The 17,281-nt window shown below is 68.9% G+C and carries 18 protein-coding genes, 1 tRNA gene and 1 other RNA gene; 12 read left to right on the top strand and 8 right to left on the bottom strand.

Translation table 11 applies throughout. From position 1 onward, the window contains the following. From B9C99_RS20235 to B9C99_RS20245, 3 genes are all read left to right on the top strand, one after another. Positions 1–672 (top strand): sulfurtransferase (locus B9C99_RS20235; RefSeq protein ID WP_088899125.1); only part of this gene is annotated, 672 nt, incomplete at its 5' end. 40 nt (positions 673–712) lie between these two features. After that, positions 713–1,558 (top strand): hydroxyethylthiazole kinase, encoded by an 846-nt coding sequence (gene thiM, locus B9C99_RS20240; protein WP_088899126.1) that lies wholly within the window; start codon positions 713–715, stop codon positions 1,556–1,558. Next, a complete protein-coding gene (locus B9C99_RS20245; RefSeq protein ID WP_088899127.1) occupies positions 1,558–2,664 on the top strand; it encodes an LLM class flavin-dependent oxidoreductase in 1,107 nt (368 codons plus the stop codon). Before thiM ends, B9C99_RS20245 begins: the two co-directional genes overlap by 1 nt. 21 nt (positions 2,665–2,685) lie before the next feature. Here the strand turns inward: B9C99_RS20245 and B9C99_RS20250 are convergent, their stop codons facing one another. The 5 genes from B9C99_RS20250 to ffs form a co-directional block, all read right to left on the bottom strand. Next, positions 2,686–3,462, bottom strand: coding sequence for a trypsin-like peptidase domain-containing protein (locus B9C99_RS20250; protein ID WP_088899128.1), 777 nt, complete (start codon positions 3,460–3,462; stop codon positions 2,686–2,688). Further along, entirely contained in the window at positions 3,459–4,031 is a 573-nt protein-coding gene (locus tag B9C99_RS20255; protein WP_088899157.1) for an HhH-GPD-type base excision DNA repair protein, read from the bottom strand. Before B9C99_RS20255 ends, B9C99_RS20250 begins: the two co-directional genes overlap by 4 nt. Positions 4,032–4,053: 22 nt before the next feature. Continuing rightward, positions 4,054–5,412, bottom strand: coding sequence for a hypothetical protein (locus B9C99_RS20260; protein ID WP_253250147.1), 1,359 nt, complete (start codon positions 5,410–5,412; stop codon positions 4,054–4,056). Between the two features lie 381 nt (positions 5,413–5,793). After that, positions 5,794–7,086, bottom strand: coding sequence for an aminotransferase class I/II-fold pyridoxal phosphate-dependent enzyme (locus B9C99_RS20265; protein WP_088899130.1), 1,293 nt, complete (start codon positions 7,084–7,086; stop codon positions 5,794–5,796). A 47-nt stretch (positions 7,087–7,133) separates the two neighbouring features. Further along, positions 7,134–7,228: signal recognition particle sRNA small type (gene ffs, locus B9C99_RS20270), an RNA gene on the bottom strand. Between the two features lie 117 nt (positions 7,229–7,345). Here ffs and B9C99_RS20275 point away from each other — a divergent pair. Together B9C99_RS20275 and B9C99_RS20280 are read left to right on the top strand one after the other, a co-directional pair. Then, positions 7,346–7,433 (top strand) — tRNA-Ser (locus B9C99_RS20275). An 86-nt stretch (positions 7,434–7,519) separates the two neighbouring features. Then, the gene (locus B9C99_RS20280; protein WP_016691009.1) at positions 7,520–7,783 is read left to right on the top strand and encodes a hypothetical protein; all 264 of its coding nucleotides are present in this window, start codon (positions 7,520–7,522) and stop codon (positions 7,781–7,783) included. A gap of 23 nt (positions 7,784–7,806) precedes the next feature. Here B9C99_RS20280 and B9C99_RS20285 read toward each other — a convergent pair whose 3' ends face one another. After that, the gene (locus B9C99_RS20285; protein ID WP_253250148.1) at positions 7,807–8,916 is read right to left on the bottom strand and encodes a DUF1524 domain-containing protein; all 1,110 of its coding nucleotides are present in this window, start codon (positions 8,914–8,916) and stop codon (positions 7,807–7,809) included. Between the two features lie 139 nt (positions 8,917–9,055). On the opposite strand from B9C99_RS20285, the gene B9C99_RS20290 reads away from it, so the two are divergent. Continuing rightward, complete coding sequence (locus B9C99_RS20290) at positions 9,056–9,721, top strand: YoaK family protein (protein ID WP_088899131.1); 666 nt, start codon at positions 9,056–9,058, stop codon at positions 9,719–9,721. A 53-nt stretch (positions 9,722–9,774) separates the two neighbouring features. Further along, entirely contained in the window at positions 9,775–10,359 is a 585-nt protein-coding gene (locus B9C99_RS20295) for a TetR/AcrR family transcriptional regulator (RefSeq protein WP_088899132.1), read from the top strand. Between the two features lie 62 nt (positions 10,360–10,421). Here B9C99_RS20295 and B9C99_RS20300 read toward each other — a convergent pair whose 3' ends face one another. Continuing rightward, entirely contained in the window at positions 10,422–11,159 is a 738-nt protein-coding gene (locus B9C99_RS20300) for a 3-hydroxybutyrate dehydrogenase (RefSeq protein ID WP_088899133.1), read from the bottom strand. Beyond that, positions 11,156–12,544, bottom strand: a complete 1,389-nt coding sequence (locus B9C99_RS20305; RefSeq protein ID WP_016691003.1) for an MFS transporter — start codon at positions 12,542–12,544, stop codon at positions 11,156–11,158. The genes B9C99_RS20300 and B9C99_RS20305 overlap by 4 nt, the downstream gene beginning before the upstream one ends. Positions 12,545–12,667: 123 nt before the next feature. Between B9C99_RS20305 and B9C99_RS20310 the strand changes: the two genes are divergently transcribed. From B9C99_RS20310 to B9C99_RS20330, 5 genes are all read left to right on the top strand, one after another. After that, positions 12,668–13,567 carry a LysR family transcriptional regulator gene (locus tag B9C99_RS20310; RefSeq protein WP_016691002.1) on the top strand — a complete coding sequence of 300 codons (900 nt, stop codon included), beginning with the start codon at positions 12,668–12,670 and terminating at the stop codon, positions 13,565–13,567. 9 nt (positions 13,568–13,576) lie between these two features. Continuing rightward, entirely contained in the window at positions 13,577–14,509 is a 933-nt protein-coding gene (gene gluQRS, locus B9C99_RS20315) for a tRNA glutamyl-Q(34) synthetase GluQRS (protein WP_088899134.1), read from the top strand. An 86-nt stretch (positions 14,510–14,595) separates the two neighbouring features. Continuing rightward, the gene (locus B9C99_RS20320; RefSeq protein ID WP_088899135.1) at positions 14,596–15,540 is read left to right on the top strand and encodes a hypothetical protein; all 945 of its coding nucleotides are present in this window, start codon (positions 14,596–14,598) and stop codon (positions 15,538–15,540) included. Between the two features lie 109 nt (positions 15,541–15,649). Beyond that, positions 15,650–16,405, top strand: coding sequence for an RDD family protein (locus B9C99_RS20325; protein ID WP_088899136.1), 756 nt, complete (start codon positions 15,650–15,652; stop codon positions 16,403–16,405). 185 nt (positions 16,406–16,590) lie between these two features. After that, positions 16,591–17,262, top strand: coding sequence for a queuosine precursor transporter (locus B9C99_RS20330; protein ID WP_229568233.1), 672 nt, complete (start codon positions 16,591–16,593; stop codon positions 17,260–17,262). The last annotated feature ends 19 nt before the right edge of the window (positions 17,263–17,281 follow it).

Here is a 17,281-nt window from a genome sequence, read left to right on the forward strand (position 1 = left end):
CCCGACGACCTGGCAGCGGCCCTGGCCGAACTCGGCGTGGCCCCCGACGCCGACCTCGTGATCTACGACGACGGTGGCATGACCTGGGCTTCCCGGCTGTGGTGGATGCTGCGCAACATCGGCATCTCGGCCCGAGTCCTCGACGGTGGCTTCGCCCGTTGGACCGAGCTCGATCTGCCCGTGGAGACCGGCGACGCCGCCGAACGCCGCGCCACCACATCCCGGACCGGTCTGCCCGACCGCGGCCTGTGGCGCGACCGCGACGACGTGCTCGCCGTGGTCTCCGGCGACGCACCGGGCACCCTCGTCTGCGCGCTCGACGCCGAGCAGTTCGCAGGCACCGCCACCACTCGTTACGCGCGCCGCGGGCACATCAGCGGGAGCCGGAACCTGCCGGCCAAGAGCCTGCTCGCCGACGGCATCCTGCGGAGCACCGATCGGATCGCCGAGATGGCCGAGCAGGCCCTCGCCGATACGGCCCGGCCCCTGATCCTCTACTGCGGTGGCGGCGTCTCGGCCTGCCTGGTGGCGCTCGCACTGGTCCGGACGGGCCACGACGACATCGCCGTCTACGACGGATCCCTCGAGGAGTGGACGGCCGACCCCGCGCTCCCCATGCGGACACTCGGAGAAAGGGAAGGGCGACGCATGATGCGATGTCCGCGATCCTGACCCGCTTCATCCCCTCCCCCATCTCCCGACAGGATCTTCCGTGACCACGACCCCCACCGTCGACGATCTCGCCGTCACCCTCGACGCCCTGCGTGCCCGGACGCCGCTCGTGCACTCGCTGACCAACATCGTCTCGGCCAACTTCCTCACCAACGTGCTGCTCGCCGCAGGCGCCAGCAACGCGCACATCGACAACGCGCACGAGGCAGGCGATTTCGCGCGCATCGCCGGTGGAGTGCTCGTCAACCTCGGTACGCCCTTCGACGAGACCTCGGTGGCCTTCACCCGCGCGGCGGAGGCCGCGCACGACGCCGGCACCCCGTGGGTCCTCGACCCCGTCGGCGTGGGCGGACTCGCGTGGCGCACCTCGCTCGCCGCCGACCTGCTGAAGTTCCACCCCACCGCGATCCGCGGCAACGCCTCCGAGATCATCGCGCTCGCCGGCCTCGGCGGCGATACGCGCGGCGTCGACAGCGCCGACGAGGCCGCTGCCGCCGTGCCCGCCGCGCTCGCGCTGCTCGACCGCGCGGATGCCGTGTCGGCCTCCGGTCCCGTCGACCACCTCGTCGGCCGCGACCGCGACGGTGGGATCGTCGGGCTGCGCATCGCCGGTGGCAGCGCCATGCTGCCGCGTGTGACCTCCACCGGATGCTCCCTCGGCGGACTCGTCGCGGCCTATCTCGCGGTCGCGGAGACCCCTCTCGTCGGCCTCGCGGCCGCCCACGCGCACGTCGCCGTCGCGTCCGAGATCGCCGAGGAGAACTCCACCGGCCCCGGCTCGTTCGCCGTCGCCTATCTCGACGCCCTGTTCGCCGTGGACGCCGACACGCTGCGTGCTCGCGCCCGCGTCGAACCGTTCGAACTCCCCTCGAAGGACACGAAGTAATGCCCATCAAGACCTTCTGGTATCTCACCCAGGCCGACGGCGACTACCCCTGGAGCCCCGGCGGGTTGTACCCGGTGGACGGGCAGCGGCAGATCGAACTCGCGAAGACCATCGACGACGGCGGCTTCGAAGGTGCGCTCGTCGCGACCTGGCCGAACGACCCCTTCATCTCGGCGACCTGGGCCGCGGCGCACACCAGCCGGATGAAGTTCCTCGTCGCGATCTACGCGAACATGACGCCCGCGCGACTGCTCGCCGAGAAGGCCCTGACCTTCGACGCGTTCAGCGGTGGTCGTCTGATGATCAACTCGGTCAACGGCCGGGAGAACATCCTCACCAAGTACGACATGAACGTCGAGCACGACCGTCGGTACGAGCTCGGTGAGAAGTACTGGGCGGAGTTCCGGCGCATCTATGCCGAGGGCACCGCGTCGAACTTCCCGAACACCCCGCTGCGCATCGATGCTCCTGCGGACCACTCGGTCCCGCTGTGGGGAACGGGCGACTCCCCCGCCGGTCTGCAGAACGCCGGCAAGGTGCTCGACGCCTACCTGATCATGCTGCGCGAGACCTCGTTCGTCACGGAGAAGTTCACCGCTGCACGCGAATCCGCTGCAGCGGAGGGGCGCGGGTACACCGACTTCGGCGCCCTGTCCGGCGTCATCGTGCGTCCGAACCGGGACGAGGCACTCGAGCGGTTCCGGTCGCTGTTCGAGAAGGCCGGGATCGAGCAGATCCAGGACGTGCTCGACAAGGCGGTGCGCCGCCGCACGCACGGCAAGCAGGATCTGAAGACCTTCACCGCGCGCGACGCGCAGCGGCAGGGCTGGGTCGACACCATCAACGCCGGCAAGCTCCCCGAACCCGAGGACCTGTATCTCGGCGACGGACTCTACGCGGGCATCACCGCGTGGTCACCGCTGGACATCTTCGCCACGGGCTCGTCGGCGGTCTATTACGTCGGCGACCCGGACGAGATCACCGGCCACGTGCGCACCCTGCGCGACGCGACCGGACTGACCTCCCTGATCCTCGCCGGATGGCCGCTCATCGACGAGGCGAAGAACGTTGCGGAACATCTGATTCCGCGTTTCGACACGCTCTGACGGTAACGCGGGCGGGATCGGTCAGGGGGTGTCGACGAGACGGAACCCCGAGCCGATCCCGTCGCGCGCGTCGATCTCGGCGAGGATCCGATCGGCCCGCTGGTAGGCGGCGAACCTCGTGTCGGGAACCTGCCGGTCGTCGGAGACCGCGGTCTGCGGGAACCGGTAGCCCACCGACAGTCCCATCCATTCCCCCGTCTCGGCGCGCACGAGCGGACCGCCGGAGTCGCCCGGCCGCATGAGCAGCGGCGACGACATCAGGTTCCCGTCCACCCGCACATCGCCGGTCGCGCAGGCCACCGACGTGCTCCGCCCTGCCGCACAATGTGTTCCGACCGGCAGTTCACCCTCGCCGAACGCCGCGACCGATTCGAGCACGACTCGCTCTCCCCGGTCGTTGGGCACCGACGTATTCGATCCCCGCACGCGGGTCTCGTCGAGCACGACCACCGCGTAGTCGGCGATCTCGTCGGTGGGGAATCCCAGCTGATCGACCGAACCCGTACTCGCGACGTCCGTTTCGGTTCCGATCGGCCCTCGATGCTGCTCGTCGACCTTCCAGACGGGCGACGATCCCGTCTGGTAGCAGTGCCCCGCCGTGATCGCGACGAGACGACCCGCGTCGTCGTGTCCGACCGCTGCCACGGAACACCAACCCGGTGTCGGCTCTGCGGAGAACACGATCCCGTCGCCGGGCCGGAGGACGACCCGGTCGTCTCCCCCGCCGGCCGAGGCCACGCCCACGGCCCCCGCGGCGAAGGCGACGGCGGCGCCGCACACTGCTACGACACGCCTCATGACTTCTTCGCTGCCTTCATCGACTTCTTGAACTCGCGCACCTCGCGCAGCGACTGCTCGTCGACGACGTCGGCGATCGACCGGCGCGCATCCTCGTGCCCGTAGTCGCCGGCGGCCTCGCGCCATCCCTCGGGCCGCACACCCATCTGCTTGCCGAGCAGCGCCAGGAAGATACGTGCCTTCTGGTCGCCGTAGCCCGGCAGCTTCTTCAACCGTCGCAGCACTTCCTTGCCGTCCGGGTCGCCGGAGGTCCACAGTGCGGAGGCGTCTCCGTCGTAGTCCTCGACGATCGCCGCGCACAGCGCCTGGATCCGCTGTCCCATCGACTTGGGGAACCGGTGGACGGCCGGTTGCTGCGCGCACACCGCGACGAACTCGTCGGGATCGGCCGACGCGATGCGGTCCACGTCGAGACCGCCGAGACGGTCGGCGAGTTTCTTCGGTCCCGCGAACGCGACCTCCATCGCCACCTGCTGGTCGAGCAGCATGCCGATGAGAAGCGCCAGCGGGTTCTCGGCCAGCAGTGCGTCGGCGTCGGGATCTCCGACCAGGTTCAGCGTCGATGACATGCAGACGATCATGCCCTGCGCGTCAGGGGCGGCGCCACACGACCACCGCGATCACGATGCCCAGCGTGAGCGCGATCGACGTGGTCAGAGCATGCAACCAGTGCGGGAAGAGCGTCGGTTGTGACGTTGCCGGGACGGCAGCGAGTGCGGCGAACAGCGCCACGACGGCGATGACCGAGGCCGCCGCGGACCAGCCCTGGGCCAGGCGGGTGTGCCTCGCGCCGCGCAACTCCGCACTGCGCAGCAGGGCGTGCTCGACGACGTCCACGGCATCGGACAGTTCCGCGTCGAGTTCGGCCATCTCGTCGGCGACCCGGCCGGCCATGAGCGCTCGCAGCTGGGTGGGTTGTGTCCACGAATGGAACCGGTCGTCGTGGATCGATTCCTTGCGCAGCAGGGCACGCTCCATCCGGCGGGCCTGCATGACCGCGATGTCGTCGAGGACCGTGGCCAGCCGATCGCCGTCGAGCCCGTCGGGGTGGCGCAGGTGCTCCACGGTCGTCCAGTAGTCGGCGGAGGCCCGTGCCCGCACCGCCACCCACGGGATGAGCCCGTAGATCATCTCGCGGGTGCCGTGCCCGACGTAGTCGCTGCCGAGGGCGGTGGCTTCGAGGTCGAACAGCACCGCACCGGAGTCCTCCCGCACGGCGATGGCCGCTCCCGGCTGCACGGGCCGGTCCACCAGCGGAACCCGATCCCACTTCCACAACACGCCCCAGGACCGAGCGGCGGCGCGGGCCTGGGGTCCGATGCGCGGACCGTCGACGAGCGAGCGGACCCGTTCGCCGCCGCTCGAGACCACTTCCACGACCATCCCCTCGACGACCTCCCGATCACCGACCCCCCGGTGACGGTGGACGACGAGTTCGTGCAGGGGCCGGTAGGTCGTCGGCGCGCACAACCGCCTGTTCAGTCCGGGAAACACGTCGTTCAGGCAGGCGTCGGAGGTCAGTTCGAAGGGCGCGAGGAACTCGCCGAGCACCGGGCGCAGACCGGCGCCGTCGCGGTCCTGCAGCGGGTCGCTGCGCCAGTCGATCAACGGCGGGCCGTGGTCCGTCAGCGACTCCAACGCCAGGACGAGGCCATGGCCGGGGACGTCCCACAGCGACACGCATGTCGCGGGGTGTCCCACATACGGCCGGGTCGCGTCCGGCGCCTCACGCAGCGAACCCGTCGATGCACCGAACGAGACCTCCGGTCGTGCCGGGTCGACGACGTGCCGGAACGCGAGCAGACACGGCGGACGCACACCGTGGTCCGAATCGGGCCGATCGGCGATACGTGCCGGCAGGAAAGGCTCCACCTTCTCGACGGGCGGGACCCGCGGTGGCGTCTCGGGCGCCGCCTCGATGTCGAGCGCCAGGAGGAACACCTTCAGCACACCGAGACACCCCGTGACAGATCCGACGGCCGATGCGCCGACTCCGGAGTTCACGAGAGCGCGGTTTTCCATCACACTCACCACTTCCGAACCCGCCGCACGGTATGCGGCGACCCTGACCAGCGAGTATGTCAGGTCGGTCGGGGAAAGCAAGTCGCTGTCACGGCGGGTACCGATAACGCCCCGACCAGGGGTGATCCGAGTTGTCCACCGTCGGTCCACGTGTTGTGCACAACTTTATCCACAGGTTGGGAACAAACTCACACTCGGAGTGCAGATTGTTGCCGACGGAGGCACGCAACAAAGAAACGAGGCTCGCAACGTCGGCAGTGACTGCCGATGTTGCGAGCCTCGTCCTCGCGTTGCGTACCTACCCGCGCACTACTTGTCGGCGAGCGCCTTCTCCGCCGCGGCCAGCAGCACGCAGGTCGCGACGCCGTCCATGGCCTTCTCGAGCTCGCCGAGCGAAGGGAAGCTCGGCGCGAGGCGGATGTTCTTGTCCTCGGGGTCCTTCTTGTACGGGAACGCCGAACCGGCACCCGTCAGCGCGATACCCGCTTCCTTCGCCAGGGCGATGACGCGGGCCGCCGTGCCCTCGACGACGTCGAGGCTGATGAAGTAGCCGCCCTCGGGCTCGGTCCACGACGCGACCTTCGACGAGCCGAGACGCTCCTCGAGGATGCGGCGCACCAGCGCGAACTTCGGCGCGAGGATCTCGCGGTGCTTGGCCATGTGGGCACGCACGCCCTCGGCGTCGCGGAAGAAACGCAGGTGACGCAGCTGGTTGACCTTGTCGGGGCCGATGGTCTTGATGCCCAGATGCTTCTGGTACCAGGTGAGGTTCTCGGTGGAGCTGCCGAAGAAGCTCACGCCCGAACCGGCGAAGGTGATCTTCGAGGTGGACGCCAGCGCGAACACACGGTTGGGGTGACCGGCCTGCGCGGCCAGACCGAGGATGTCGATCGCGGGCGCGAGGTGCTCGGTGAGCGGGTGCACCGCGTAGGCGTTGTCCCAGAAGATGCGGAAGTCGGGAGCGGCCGTCGGCATCGACACCAGCTCGCGGGCGATCTCCTCGGAGTACACCGCGCCGGTGGGGTTCGAGTAGGTCGGCACGGCCCACATGCCCTTGATCTGCGGGTCGTTCGCGACGAGATCGGCGATGAACCGCACGTCGGGGCCGTCCTCGCGCAGCGGCACGGGGATCATCTCGATGCCGAGCGACTCGGTGATCGCGAAGTGCCGGTCGTAGCCGGGCGCCGGGCACAGGAACTTGACGACCGATTCCTGCGACCACGGGCGCGGCGAGTCGACGGTGCCGTGCAGCAGCGACCAGACGACGAGATCGTGCATGATCTCGAGGCTCGCGTTGTTGCCGGCGAGCAGGTTCTCGACCGGGATGTTCAGCAGCTCGGCGAAGATCGCGCGCAGCTCGGGCAGGCCGGTGAGGCCGCCGTAGTTGCGGGTGTCGGTGCCCTTGCCGTCGCGGAAGTCGTCGGCGCCCGGCAGCGACAGCAACTCCGCGGAGAGGTCGAGCTGCTCGGGCGAGGGCTTGCCGCGGGTCAGGTCCAGCGTCAGCTTCTCCGACTTCAACCGTTCGTAGTTGGCGGACTGGCGCTCGTGCTCTGCAACGAGTTCCTCATGGCTCATCAACCCGTACTGGGTCTGCGTAGGCATGCGGAGGGACCTTTCACCGTGCACGGCGACACGGGCATCGGCGGAAATTAAGAGGACCCCGCGCACCCGGCAGAGCCCGTTGACCCTTGCTGCCTTCCGGCCCTGGGGGAGTTCACAGGATGCGCGCCGCGCGGGATCCATCGGCAAGTGTAGAGGAACGAGCGCCCCGGCGGCGAACCCGCCCCCGCAGCACCCCCGGAACCAGGGTGCGACGTGCTCGTTTGGCAAGTTGGGGTCTCCATTCGGTATGCTTCCCCACGGAGGATTCGCCTAGTGGCCTATGGCGCTCGCCTGGAACGCGGGTTGGGTTAACGCCCTCAGGGGTTCAAATCCCCTATCCTCCGCCACGGAACCCCGTGGGGCGCACAGCGTCCCACGGGGTTTCTGCTTTTCCGCCGCCCCCTGTTCGCGTACCGGGCCGATCTCGGGCACGATGCGTCTCGTGACCGCGGACGACAATTTCCCGCTCGCCGGCGACGCCGACCACGAGCAGGCTTCGGTCTGGGTGGAGATGCTGGACCGGGAGATCGACGAGGTGTCCGCAGCCATCGAGAAGACCGAACAGAAGGCCCTCGCCGAACACCGGGTGGGGGCCGTGGACCGGGCGCGCCGGTTCGACGCCGAGGTCGAGCGGCTGGGCGCCCAGCTCCGCGAGCTGCACCGCATGCGCCGCAATCTCACCGACCGCTTCAGCTGACCTGGAGATCACGGCGGTGTGCGCTACTCGCAGGCGACGCCGTCCCCGTCACCGTCCATCTTCGGCCGGTAGCCGGGCTCACCCACATACAGCGGCGCAGCTCCGGCGGCCCGGGCCGCCGCGCAGTTCTTGTAGTACACGTCCGCCGGAGCAGGGGCCGGCTCGGCGGGTGCGGGTGCGGGTGCGGGTGCGGGTGCCGGAGCCGGAGCCGGAGCCGGAGCCGGTTCGGGTGCCGGCGCAGGCGCGGGGGCCGGTCGCGTCGTCGTGGTGGGTGCGGGAGCGGGTGCAGCGGCGGGAGCTCCGCCTCCGCATTCGGTGAGGACCCGCACCATCGCGTCGTGCTCGGCCTGCGTCACCCACAGGCCGTAGATCGCCTTGACCTCGATCTGCCGCGCGACGTACGTGCAGCGGTACGCGCGGTTCGGCGGCAGCCAGGTCGCGGCGTCGCCGTCGCTCTTCTGCTGGTTGGTCGGCCCGTCCACGGCCTGGAGGTTGCGCGGGTCGTTGGCGAAATCGGCACGGGTTCCCGCGTCGAGCTGCTGCGCACCCTTCTGCCACGCGTCCGACAGCGCGACGACGTGATCGATCTGCACCGCGGTCGAGGTGTCCTGGCCGCGCGTGAACGCGATCGTCGTGCCGGTGTACACGTCGTTCAGGGTTCCGGACGCGACGACGCAGTCGCGGGTACCGGGCCGGTAGACGATGTCGACGAGGTCGCGTCGCAGGATGTCGTTGCGGGTGTCGCAGCCGTTGCCTCCGAACTCCACAGACACGTCGTCGCTCCACGCCTGGCCGAACAGGTCGCGGCTGTACCCGGTCTTGGGTGCGCGCCCCTTGACGGGCAGGGTCGCCAGCCGGGCCAGGGCCTCCGACGAATCCGCCGACGCTGCCGGGTTCGACACTGCCGGGTTCGACGCAGCCGGACTCGGTGCAGTCGTCGAGGTGGGGCGCGTCGTGGTGGGTGACGGTGTCGTCGTGGGAGTTTCGGAGCTCGGCGCCGGGGACTGTTCGGAAGTCGCCGCCGGAGCGACGGAGGTGTCCTCGGTGGTCGAATCGCACCCGGTGAGGGTCAGACCCGCGACCGTCGCGACGACGAGCAGGGACAGCCGGGACGACAAGCGGGGCAAGGACATCGAGGGAACTCCTGAGAACGACGGTGCCGGACGGCTCCCCTTGTCCATCGCGCCCATGACGCCCGGTCGTTACACCGCGTAAGTATCCGGGAGCCGACGTCGTCGGCATCCCGGCGGGAACGGTTCCTACTATCGTCTGGTGGTCGGTTACGGCAGGCAGTTGCAGGGACTCGCCATCGCGCTGTCCTCTCTCGCAGGGTTCATCGATGCCCTCGGTTTCATCACCCTGGGCGGCGTCTTCGTGTCGTTCATGAGCGGCAACTCCACGCGTTTCGCGGTCGGGGCGGCCGACGGTGCGTGGCAGACGGTCGCCCTCATCGGCGGCGTGCTCGCGCTGTTCGTGGTCGGGGTGATCCTCGGCAGCGTGGTGGCGGAACTGACGGACCGAGATCGGCGGACCCGCAAGACCGCGGTTCTGGCGACGGTGACGGTGTTGCTGACGATCGCCGCCGCGGCCGTGCTCGTGGGCTGGACGCCGGTCGCTGTGATCGCGATGACCTTGGCCATGGGAACGGAGAACTCGGTGTTCCGGCGGCACGGGGAGACGACCGTCGCCCTGACCTACATGACGGGTGCGCTGGTCAAGATCGGGCAGCGGATCGCGGCGGCGTTCTTCGGTGGTCCGCGCTGGAGCTGGCTGCCCTATCTGGGTCTGTGGGGCGGTCTGGTGACGGGTGCCGTTCTCGGCGCGCTCGCCCACCGGGTGCTGGGTTTGCACGCCCTGTGGATCGCAGCGGCGTTCGCGGCCGCGCTGACGGTATCGGTCCGTTTCCTCTCCGATCGCGAGCTCACCGGCGGGATGTGATTCCCGCCTCCCCGTACGTTCGTACGGTGGAGAGCTCGGCTACGGTGCTCCCCATGCGCACGCGCCCCTACGTCACCACCAGCCCCACCAGGCTCGCTGCGGCCCTGCTCGACGTGGCCGCACGCAACGGTCTCGACGCGGCGAGTGTGCGGGAGGTGGCCAACGAGGCAGGGGTCTCGATCGGGGCGGTGCAGCACCATTTCCCGACCAAGGACGAGATGCTCGCGTACTCGTTCCGCACCCTCTCGGACCGGGTGCTGAACCGGTTGACGAACGTCGATCCCGACATCGATCCGGCGCGCACCCTGTTTTCCGCGCTCAGCCAACTGCTCCCGCTCGACGAGGAACGCGGCAGCGAGGTGCACGTGATGTCGGCGTTCGCCGTGCGGGCGGTCACCTCCCCCGCGCTGAGCGCCATCCGCACCGCCACCCTGTTCACGATCCGCACCGGCATAGCGCGCGTATTGATCCGCGCGGGTACACCCGATCCGGAGACCCGGGCCGCCCTGCTGCTCTCGGCCGCGAACGGGCTCGCGCTCGACGCGGCGGCCAGCCCCGAGCTCTACCCGCGGGAGTATCTGACCCACGCTCTGCACGCCCAGGTCCAGCTCGTCCTCGACGGCGCCGACGCGCACTGACCCGCGCCCCGGAATCCGGGACGCGGGTCGGTGAAGGCGATCGCACAGTGCGATCAGTGCGGTCAGTGGGCCGACCAGCCGCCGTCCATCGTGTACGACGCGCCGGTGACCATCCCGGCCTCGTCGGAGGCCAGCCACGACACGAGCGAGGCCACCTCCTCCGGCTCGACCAGCCGGGTCACCGCCTGATCGGTGAGCAGGACATCCGAGAGCACGCGATCCTCCGGGATGTCATGCGCGCGAGCCTGTTCCGATATCTGCTTCTCCACCAGCGGGGTACGCACGTAACCCGGATTGACGCAGTTGCTCGTCACGCCGTGGGGGCCACCCTCGAGCGCGACGACCTTGGAGAACCCCTCGAGGCCGTGCTTGGCGGTGACGTACCCGGCCTTGAAGGCCGACGCCCGCAGCCCGTGGACCGACGAGATGTTCACGATCCGGCCGAAGCCCCGCTCGTACATTCCGGGCAGCGCGGCCTTCACGAGCAGGAAGGGCGCCTCGACCATGAGCGTCTGGATGCGGCGGAAGTCGGCGAGGGCGAAGTCCTCCACCGGCCGCACCACCTGGATGCCGGCGTTGTTGACGAGGATGTCGACGTCGAGGCGGAAACCGTCGAGGCCGTCGGTGTCGAGCAGGTCGACGCTCCACGCCTCTCCCCCGATCTCGTGGGCGAGCGTCTTCGCGGCGACCTCGTCGACGTCGGCGACGGTCACGCGGACTCCCTGCCGAGCGAGCGCGCGGGCGCAGGCCGCCCCGATCCCGCCGGCACCACCGGTCACGAGTGCGGTGCGGGCCCTCATGCCGAGACCCTGGTGTTCTCGGCGGCCTTCTCCTGGGCAACCGTCTCCGCGTCCGCGGCGTCGATGTCGCGCAGCGAGATGCCCTTCGTCTCCCGGGCCACGATCACCGCGACGATCGTGATCAGCGACGATCCGAGCAGGTAGAAGGAGATCGGGACCGACGAATCGAAACGGCTGAGCAGGCTCGCGGCGATGATCGGGGCGAGCGACCCGGCGACGATCGAGGTGACCTGGTAGCCGAGCGAGACGCCCGAGTAGCGCATGCGGGTCGGGAACATCTCCGCCATGATCGCGGGCTGCCCGGCGTACATGAACGAGTGGAAGACGAGTCCGATGACGATCGCCGAGACGATCCACGCGCTGTTGCCGGTGTCCATCATCGGGAAGGCGAGGAAGCCCCAGGCACCGGCGGTGACGGCACCGATCATGTAGACGGGGCGGCGTCCCAGCGTGTCCGACAGTCGCCCGACCACCGGGATGATCACGAAGTGCACGGCGTGCGCGGCGAGCATCCACCACAGGATGTGGCTGGTGTCGGCACCGACGACGATCTTCAGATAGGTGATCGAGAAGGTGACGACGAGGTAGTACATGACGTTCTCAGCGAACCGCAGGCCCATCGCCGTGAACACGCCGCGCGGGTAGCGCTTGAGCACCTCGAAGACGTTGAACGACGTCTCCTTGAGCTTGTCGGCCTCCTGCTGCGCTTCGAGGAAGATCGGCGCGTCGGTGACCTTGGTGCGGATGTAGTAGCCGATCAGCACGATGACGGCCGAGAGCCAGAACGCGACTCGCCAGCCCCACGACAGGAAGGCCGATTCGGGCAGCGTGGTGGTGAGAACGAGCAGGACGATCGTCGCGAGAAGATTGCCCATCGGAACGCCGGCCTGCGGCCACGACGACCAGAACCCGCGCGAGCGGTTGGGGCTGTGTTCGGCGACCAGCAGCACCGCGCCGCCCCACTCGCCGCCGACCGCGAAGCCCTGGACGAACCGGAGCGTCACGAGCAGCGCCGGCGCCCAGTACCCGATGGCACCGAAGGTCGGCAGGCAGCCCATGAGGAAGGTCGCGACGCCGACCATGATGATGCTGGTCTGCAGCAGCTGCTTGCGTCCGAACCGGTCACCGAAGTGGCCGAAGACGATGCCGCCGAGCGGCCGGGCGACGAAGCCCACGGCGTAGGTGACGAACGCCGCGATGATCGCGTCGAGTTCGTTGCCGCCGTCGGGGAAGAAGACCTTGGCGAAGACGAGGGTCGCGGCGGTGCCGTAGAGGAAGAACTCGTACCACTCGACGACGGTGCCCGCCATGGACGCACCGACGACCCTGCGCAATGCCGACGGCGAGCTCTCCGGCCCGTCCGTTCGTGCCTGTTCGACGCTCATGCCTGCACCCTCCCGGAATGCTCTGTGACGGGGAACACTTCCAAACACATATGCCGAGTATCGGTACGCACATATGCATCCACAATGACGCGATTCGCAGATGCGATCTGCAAAACTGCACACATGAGCGTGCCTTCGGCCGATGACCTCCTCGTCCTGCTCGCCGTCGGGCGCAGTGGCAGGTTCACCAGCGCCGCCGACGACCTGGGCGTCAACCACACCACGATCTCCCGGCGGATCGCCGCGCTCGAGCGCAGCCTCGGCGGTCGCGTGCTCACGCGGTCGGCGGCGGGATGGGAACTGACCGACCGCGGTCGCGAGGCGCTCGAGGCCGCCGAACGCATCGAGGCCGCGGTCGGAAGTCTGCGGAACCCCCGGGGCGAGCGCCGCCTCGAGGGCGTCGTGCGTATCTCCGCCACCGACGGCTTCAGCGCCTACATCGCCGCCCCGGCCGGCGCGCTCGTGCGGCAACGCCACCCGGGTATCTCCGTCGAGATCGTCGCGACCACCCGTCGCGCCTCGCAGCAACGATCCGGCATGGACATCGAGGTGGTCGTGGGACGCCCGCAGGTGCATCGGGCCGAAGCGCACCGCCTCGCCGACTACAACCTGGGCCTGTACGCCTCGCGCGACTATCTCGCCACGCACGGCTCCCCGTCGTCGGTCCGCGACCTGCGCGAGCACACCCTCGTGTACTTCATCGATTCGATGCTGCAGGTCGACGATCTCGACGTCGCGCGGCGCATCGCCCCCGACATGCAGGATTCGATCAGCTCGACGAACGTGTTCGTGCACGTCGAGGCGACCCGCGCCGCCGGAGGCCTCGGTCTGTTGCCGTGCTTCATGGCCGACCGGCACCCCGATCTCGTCCGGGTCCTGCCCGGCGAGGTCGAGGCGCGTCTGGCCTACTGGCTCGTCGCGCGCTCGGAGACGCTGCGGCGGCCGGAGGTCGCGGCCGCAGTCGCGGCGATCCGGGAGGTCGTGCACGCCCAGCGAGCGGTGCTCCTGGGTGTCGCTCGATAGAGTGCACGGGTGTCACTTTCGGACGAGGACGAAGCAGGAGCGGGTCGCTTCGCACCGAGTCCCTCCGGCGACCTGCATCTCGGCAATCTGCGCACCGCCGTCCTGGCGTGGTTGTTCGCGCGGTCGACGAACCGCCGGTTCCTCGTGCGCGTCGAGGATCTCGACCGGGTGCGTCCCGGCGCGGAGCAACGCCAGCTCGCGGATCTCGCGGCGATCGGTCTCGACTGGGACGGTCGGGTGGTCCACCAGTCCCGCCGCCGGCGCCTGTACGACGAGGCGATCGCGCGGCTCGAGCAGGCCGGCCTGACCTACGAGTGCTACTGCACCCGACGCGAGATCCTCGAGGCCACCTCCGCACCCCACGCCCCTGCGGGCGCCTATCCGGGCACCTGTCGCAATCTCACCGACGAGCAGCGGGCCGAGCGCCGGGCCTCCGGCCGCGCCCCCGCGATCCGGCTGCGGGCGACCGAGGAGTGGTTCACCGTCCACGACCTGCTGCACGGCGATTTCACGGGCATCGTCGACGATCTCGTGTTGCGCCGCAACGACGGAACCCCCGCGTACAACCTCGCGGTGGTGGTCGACGACGCCGACCAGGGCATCGATCAGGTGGTGCGCGGCGACGATCTGCTCACCTCCGCGCCCCGACAGGCCTGTCTCGCACACCTTCTCGGACTGTCGGAGCCCGTCTACGCGCACGTGCCGCTCGCGCTCAACAAGGAGGGCAAGCGACTGGCCAAACGGGACGGCGCGGTGACACTGGCCGATCAGCTCGCGCTCGGACACACGGCCGCCGACGTGCTGGGCACGATCGCCGTGTCGCTGCGACTCGCCGACCCCGGCGAGCCCGTGTCGCCGGAACTGTTGCTGGACCGCTGGAATCCCGTGCTGCTTCCCCGGGATCCGTGGGTGTTCACCCCGTCGGAGGAAGGCATCCGATAGGACACGATGCGGACATAGCGGATGCAGACCCGAGGTGATATCCGTACTCTCTCGGAAGTGTCCGATCCCGGAGACGAGAGGCAGCCATGACCACCGGTGGTTACGACCCGAATCAGGATCCGAAGAACCCGGGTGGTTATCCGCCACCCGGAAACTACCCGCCACCCGGAAACTATCCGCCGCCCTCGGGCGGTGGCACTCCTCCGTCGGGTGGGAACTATCCTCCGCCCGGCAACTACCCGCCGCCGGGGAGCTATCCCCCGCCCTCGGGTGGCAACTACCCGCCGCCGGGTGGGTCCTACCCGCCGCCGGGGAACTATCCGCCTCCTCCGTCGGGTGGTGACTACCCGCCTCCGCCGGGTGCATACGGCGCCGGGAGCTTCGGTGGTCCGCCCCCGAATCAGCTGAGTGTCGGCGACGCGATCTCCTACGGCTGGTCGAAGTTCAGCGGCAACGCCGGCGTGTGGATCGTCTTCATGCTCGCCGCGTTCGTCCTCCAGGGCCTGATCAGTGGCATCTTCAACGGGTTCGACTTCACCGACGAGGCGACGGACTTCACCCTCCTGAACGCGATCGGCAGCATCGTCACGACGATCGTCGGATACCTGATCCAGGCCGCCTTCGTACGCGGCGCACTGGCCGAAACCGATGGGCAACGACCCGCTTTCGGAACGTTCCTCCAGATCGGTCCGATCGGCGCGGTCATCGTCGCAGGTCTGCTCGTGGGCATCGGCACGTCGATCGGTCTCGTGCTGTGCATCATCCCGGGCCTGGTGTTCGCGTTCTTCGCGTGGTGGACGATGCAGTTCGTCATCGATCGCAATCAGGACGCCGTCACCGCGATCAAGTCGAGCTTCAATGCCGTGAAATCGAATGCGGGAACGCTGGTGCTGCTCGCCCTCGCACTGCTCGGCATCAACCTCGTCGGTGCCCTGCTGTGCCTGATCGGCCTGCTGGTCACGGTGCCGGTGTCGATCATCGCCGTCACGTACGCCTACCGGGTCACCACGGGTGGTCCCGTAGCGGCCTGACACAACCCCCGGCGGGATCCTCCCGTCGCATCCGGAGGCATCTACCGACGCGCCACGGCACGCTGTACCGTGGCGCGTTGCCATGCCGATCGCGACAAGGGAGACATAAGTGACCACTGGTGGCTATCCACCCCCTCAGCAGGATCCTCGGGCGACGGGCGGTCATCCAGGCGGCGCCCCGTCCTACGGCGCCACCCCGCCCGACTACACCCAGCAGTTCCCGCAGTACGGCGCGCCCCAGAACGGTAGCCCTCAGTACGGCGCGCCCCAGTACGGAACACCGCAGTACGGAACCCCGCAGAACGGATCGCCCCAGTACGGTGCTCCCCAGTACGGTGCACCGCAGTACGGGGCGCCGCAGGGCGGTGGGTTCGGCGGCCCCGGATTCCCCGGCCCGGATCCGAACTTCGGCACCGGCGCCCCGGGAGAGCTGCTCCCGCGTCTCGGCGCCCGCATCATCGACGGCCTCATCGTCGGTATCCCCATGGGGATCCTGACCGCGATCATGCTCCTCGCGAGCGGCGGAAGCGGCTTCGTGAACTTCTTCATGACGGTCGCCAGCGGTATCGTCGCCTTCGGCTACTGGACGTACATGGAGTCCGCTCGGGGCGCGACCGTCGGCAAGAAGCTCCTCGGCCTGTCGGTCGCCGGCCCTGCCGGTGGCAATCCCACCCTCGAGCAGGCCGCCAAGCGCAACGCGTTCGTCGCGTTGCAGATCCTCACCGGTGTCCCGCTGCTGGGCTTCCTCGCCGGTCTGCTGTCGCTCGCCGCATACATCGGTATCGCGGTCACCATCGAGCAGGACGGCAACAAGCAGGGTTTCCACGACAAGTTCGCCGGCGGCACCCGGGTACGCAAGTCCTGATCTCCCGCGCGCTCCGGGTCCCGTCCCCGCCAGGACGGGACCCGTTCGTCGCATATGGGGTGTTCGCGCACGTACAGACCATCCGCAACTTCGTGATCGCCCCGTGGTGATGCTTGGATGTCCGGGTGACCGAGCACGGATCGAACACCTCCCCCGCCCTCTTCGACCACGCCGCCTTCGCGCGCGTGGGCCGCAGCCCGTACACGGGGATCGTCGTGCTGTTCACCGCGGTGCTGATGATCTCCAACATCTCCGCGACGAAGGGCATCGCGTTCTTCACCGACTCCGAGTTCGCCGTCGGCCCGCTGCAGATCCTGCCGATCATCACCGACGGCGGGTTCTTCCTGTTCCCCCTCGCCTACATCCTCGGCGACGTGCTCAGCGAGGTGTACGGCTTCGCGGCCACCCGCCGCGCCGTCTTCTACGGCTTCGGCGCGGTCGCGCTGTCCGCGCTGTGCTTCTGGATCACGCAGCAGCTGCCTCCGGCCGACTTCTACGCCGGTCAGGAGTCCTTCGAGAACGTCCTCGGCGTGGTGCCCCGGATGCTCATCGCCGGGCTCGCGGGGTACGCGGTCGGGCAGCTGCTCAACTCGTACGTGCTCGTCCGCATCAAGGAACGCACCCGGGAGAAGCACCTGTGGGCGCGGCTGATCGGGTCGACCGTCGTGGGTGAGTTCGCCGACACCCTCATCTTCTGCTCGATCGCCGCAGGGGCCATCGGCATCACGACCTGGGCCGACTTCGTCAACTTCGTGATCGTCGGGTTCCTGTGGAAGACGCTGGTCGAGATCGTCGTGCTCCCGGTGACCTACCGCGTGATCGCCTACGTCAAGAAGCGCGAACCCTCCTACGCGTGACGACTCACGCCTGACGACT

This window comes from Rhodococcus sp. BUPNP1 (genome assembly GCF_002215235.1).
Classification (GTDB): Bacteria; Actinomycetota; Actinomycetes; order Mycobacteriales; family Mycobacteriaceae; genus Rhodococcus.